The sequence below is a fragment of the Mycobacterium sp. genome (assembly GCF_049585075.1).
GTDB lineage: Bacteria > Actinomycetota > Actinomycetes > Mycobacteriales > Mycobacteriaceae > Mycobacterium.
Genome location: NZ_JBAUZA010000288.1, coordinates 1 through 5,213, shown reverse-complemented (window position 1 = coordinate 5,213; position 5,213 = coordinate 1). Strand labels below are relative to the sequence as shown.

1 protein-coding gene is annotated in these 5,213 nt (G+C 66.8%); it reads left to right on the top strand.

Annotated elements, in window-relative coordinates; genetic code table 11:
* On the top strand, positions 1-5,213 hold a 5,213-nt coding region (locus WB785_RS14075), incomplete at both ends, for a beta-ketoacyl synthase N-terminal-like domain-containing protein (RefSeq protein ID WP_424079949.1).

Here is a 5,213-nt window from a genome sequence, read left to right as displayed (position 1 = left end):
ATCGCCACAGTGCTGGGTAATACGACACCAGAGGCCATCGACCCCGATAAGGCGTTCCAGGAGTTGGGCTTTGACTCGCTGACCGCAGTCGAGATGCGTAACCGACTCAAAACGGCCACCGGGCTGGGGCTTTCACCGACCCTCATCTTCGACTACCCGACACCCAGCGGTCTGGCCAGCTATATGCGTGCCGAACTGGCGGGTGTCCCGCAGGAAGTCAAGCAGGCACAGACATCCGCAGCGCGCGCATCCGGCGACGACACGATTGTGATCGTCGGCATGTCGTGCCGCTACCCGGGCGGGGTCGATTCCCCCGCAGCGCTGTGGGACATGCTGGTCGAGGGCCGTGACGTGCTCACCGAATTTCCGAACGACCGGGGCTGGGACCTGGCTGGTCTCTACAACCCCGACCCCGACGTCGCGGGCGCGAGTTACACGCGCACCGGTGGATTCGTCGACGGTGTGGCCGATTTCGACCCCGCATTCTTCGGTATAACGCCGACTGAGGCGCTGGCGATGGATCCTCAGCAGCGGCTGTTCCTCGAACTGTCCTGGGAAGCTTTGGAGCGAGCCGGAATTGAGCCCGTCGGGCTGCGGGGCAGCGCCACCGGGGTGTTCGCCGGTGTCTACACCCAGGGCTACGGTCTGGGTTCCGCCGCAACGCCTGAGGGCTTCAGGCTGACCGGGCAATCCTCGAGTGTGGCCTCGGGCCGGGTGTCGTATGCGCTGGGGCTGGAGGGCCCGGCGGTGTCGGTGGACACCGCGTGTTCGTCGTCGCTGGTGGCGCTGCACATGGCGGTGCAGTCGCTGAGGTCGGGGGAGTGCGATCTGGCGCTGGCCGGCGGCGTCACCGTCAACGCCACGCCCGACATCTTTGTCGAGTTCAGTCGTATGCGCGGGGTGTCCGTGGATGGGCGGTGCAAGGCGTACGCCGGAGCCGCCGATGGCACCGGATTCTCCGAAGGCGGGGGAATGCTGGTGGTGGAACGCCTCGCGGATGCCCAGCGATTGGGTCATCCGGTGGTGGCGGTGGTGCGCGGCTCGGCGGTGAATCAGGATGGCGCCTCCAACGGGTTGACCGCGCCCAACGGGCCATCGCAGCAGCGGGTGGTGCGGGCCGCGTTGGCCAACGCGGGGCTGACTGGCCCCGAGGTCGATGTGGTGGAGGGCCACGGCACCGGCACCACGTTGGGCGACCCGATCGAAGCTCAGGCGCTGCTGGCCACCTACGGGCAGAACCGCTCGCAGCCCCTGTGGTTGGGGTCGATCAAGTCGAACATGGGTCACACGCAGGCCGCGGCGGGGGTGGCCGGTGTGATCAAAATGGTGCAGGCGATGCGCCACGAGCTGTTGCCGGCGACGTTGCATGTCGATGAGCCCAGCCCACATGTGGATTGGTCGGCGGGGTCAGTGTCGTTGTTGACCGAAGCTCAGCCCTGGCCGGCCGATGCCCACGTGCGCCGCGCCGGGGTGTCGTCATTCGGCATCAGTGGCACCAATGCGCACGTGATCATCGAAGCGGCTCCGGCGGTAGAGGCTGTTGAGGCGGCTGAGCCGGCGGCCGAACCGCCGATCGTGCCGTGGGTGATTTCGGCCAAGAGTTCAGCGTCGCTGAGCAAGCAGGCCGCGCGATTGGGTGAATTCCTCGGCGCGCGTGAGCAGTTGGATGCCGCTGATGTGGGTTGGTCGTTGGCGGGCCGCTCGACGTTCGAGCATCGGGCTGTCGTGCTCGGTGCTGACCGCCAGGAGCTGTTGAGCGGCTTGGTTGAACTGGCGGACGGACTGTCGGGCACCTCGGTAATCCAGGGGCATGCCGCCTTGGCCGGCAAGACCGTGTTCGTCTTCCCCGGGCAAGGCGCCCAACGGCTCGGGATGGGCATGGGACTTCATGCCGCCTATCCGGTCTTCGCCGAAGCCTTCAACACCGTTGTCGGCGAGCTGGACCGGCACTTGCTGCGGCCGCTGCGCGAAGTCATCTGGGGCCACGACGAAAATCTACTCAACACAACTGAATTCGCACAACCCGCCTTGTTTGCGATCGAAGTCGCGCTGTACCGGCTACTCGAATCCTGGGGCATGCGGCCCGATTTCGTGATGGGCCACTCGGTAGGCGAATTGACCGCGGCCCACGTCGCCGGCGCTTTGTCGCTGGAGAACGCCGCCGTGCTGGTGGTGGCGCGCGGCCGGTTCATGCAGGCGCTGCCCGACGGCGGCGCGATGATGGCCGTGCAGGCAGGAGAAGACGAAGTGCGACCGCTGCTGACCGACGGCGTCAGTATTGCGGCCGTGAACGGCCCGTCTTCTGTAGTGGTTTCCGGTGACGAGGGTGCGGTGACCGCGATCGCCGACCGGCTGCGCGAACAGGGCCGCCGCGTCCACAAGCTTGCCGTCTCACACGCTTTCCACTCTCCGTTGATGGAGCCGATGATCGCCGAGTTCACAGCGGCGGCCAAGGGGCTCACGGTCAACGCGCCGACCATCCCGGTCATTTCGAATGTGACGGGACAGTTGGCGGGCGAAGACTTCGGGTCGGCCGACTACTGGACGCAGCACATCCGGTCGGCGGTACGGTTCGCCGACAGCATCCGGTTTGCGAATTCGGCTGGGGCCAGCCGTTTTCTCGAAGTTGGCCCGGGCGGCGCACTGATTGCATCTATCGAACAATCGCTCGCTGACGTCGACATCGTGTCGGTCCCGATGCTGCGCAAAGACCGCCCCGAACCAGCCAGCCTGATGACGGGGCTGGCCCAGGCCTTTGCCTCGGGTGTCGGGGTGGACTGGCGCGCGGCGTTGCCCGGGGCTCGACTCGTGGAGTTGCCGACGTATGCCTTTGAGCGGCGGCGGTTCTGGCTTTCCGGCGATGGCGCTGCTGGTGACCCTGCCGGCCTGGGCTTGACGGCCAGCGAGCACGCGCTGCTGGGTGCGGTGGTGGAGTTGCCGAGCTCGGGCGGTGTGGTGCTGACTGGTCGGCTTTCCGCGGCGTCACAAGCCTGGCTTGCCGATCACGCGGTTGGTGGCGTGGTGGTGTTCCCGGGTGCTGGGTTCGTTGAGCTTGCTATCCGTGCCGGCGACGAAGTCGGCTGCTCGGTCGTTGACGAACTGATGTTGGCCGCGCCGTTAGTGATCCCGGCGACCGGTTCGGTAGCTGTGCAAGTCGTGGTCGGCGGCTCCGATGAAGAAGGCAGCCGGTCGGTGTCGGTGTTTTCCCGCAACGACGAACACTCGGGCTGGACGCTGCATGCCGAAGGTGTGGTCCGGCCCGGCAATGCCGAACCGAGCACCGATATGTCGACCTGGCCGCCGGTGGGCGCGAAGCCGGTCGACATCGACGGGCTTTACCACCGGTTGGCGGCGCGCGGATATGGATACGGCCCGGCGTTCCAGGGGTTGACCGCGATGTGGCGTAGGGGCGACGAGGTGTTCGCCGACGTCAGCTTGCCCACCGATGCAGGCGTATCACCGGCAGGTTTCGGTGTGCACCCGGCGGTACTGGACGCGGCCTTGCACGCGGTGATCGTGGCCACCGACGACGACCGCGGCAACGACGGTGTGCTGGTGCCGTTCTCCTGGCAAGGTGTCTCGCTGCATGCGGCGGGTGCGGCGGCGGTGCGGGCGCGGATTGCGCCGTCGGGTCCGTCGTCGGTGTCGGTGGAGTTGGCCGACGGGCTGGGGTTGCCGGTGTTGTCGGTGGCGTCGATGGTGGCCCGTCCGGTGACGCAGCAACAGTTGATGGCGGCGGTGTCTTGCTCGGGACCCGACCGGATCTTTGAGGTGGTCTGGGCGCCCGCGTCGACGGCGGCGCACACCGATATGCCGTCGCATGACGTCTTCGAATCGGTTGCCGTCGAAGAAGATCCGCTGGTCGCAACCTACCGGCGCACCCACGAAGCGCTGGCCGCGCTGCAATCCTGGTTGGCCGGGCACGACTCGGGGATACTGGTGGTGGCGACCCGCGGCGCAGTCGCGTTACCGGGGGAGGACGTCACCGATCTGGCAGGTGCCGCGGTGTGGGGGTTGGTGCGTTCGGCGCAGACCGAGCACCCCGGCCGGATCGTATTGGTGGATTCGGATGCACCCCTTGATGAGTCGACGGTAGCGGCGGTGGTGTCGGCCGGTGAGCCGCAGGTGGTGCTGCGGGGTGGGACGGTTTACACCGCGCGGGTGCATGGCAGCCGCGCGGTGGACGCCCTGTTGGTGCCGCCGAGTGACGGGCCATGGCGGCTGGGCATGTCGACCAAGGGCACCTTCGAGGATCTGCTGCTGGAACCGATCCCCACCGCTGATGCGCCGTTGGAGCCGGGCCAGGTCCGGGTCGCTGTTCGCACAATGGCAGCCAACTTCCGCGACGTCATGATCGCCCTCGGGCTATACCCCGACGACGACGCGGTGATGGGTATCGAGGCCTCCGGCATCGTCATCGAAACTGCTCCGGGCGATGATCGTTTCGCCGTCGGCGACCGCGTCACCGGGCTGTTCCCGGAAGGCACCGGCACCATGGCGATCACCGACGCCCGGCTGCTGGTGGACATGCCCACCGGATGGTCGTATGCCGATGCCGCGACGGCGCCGGTGGTCTTCGCGACTGCCTACTACGCGCTGACGACCCTGGCGAACGTTCGGCCGGGGCAGCGGGTGTTGGTGCATGCCGCGGCTGGTGGGGTGGGGATGGCGGCGGTGCAGTTGGGCCGGCATTTGGGGTTGGAGGTGTTTGCCACCGCTAGCAGGGGTAAGTGGGACACGTTGCGGGCCATGGGCTTTGACGATGACCATATTGCCGATTCGCGCAGCCTCGATTTCGAGGAGAAATTCCGAGCCGTCACCGGTGGGCGCGGGATGGATGTGGTGCTGGATTCGCTGGCTGGTGATTTCGTTGATGCCTCGTTGCGGTTGGTCGCCCGGGGTGGGGTGTTTTTGGAGATGGGCAAGACCGACATCCGCGACCCCGATGTGGTCGCCCAACAACACCCGGGAGTGCGCTACCGGGCCTTCGACCTCTTCGAGGCCGGGGCAGACCACATCGAGACAATGCTCACCGACCTAGCCAAGTTGTTCGATGATTGCACGCTTCGGCCATTGCCTGTGACGGCGTTTGATGTGCGGCGAGCGCCGGCGGCGTTGCGGTATTTGAGTCAGGCGCGTCATGTCGGCAAGGTTGTGTTGACGATGCCGGATGCGTGGGCGGCGGGCACGGTGGTGGTGACCGGTGGTACCGG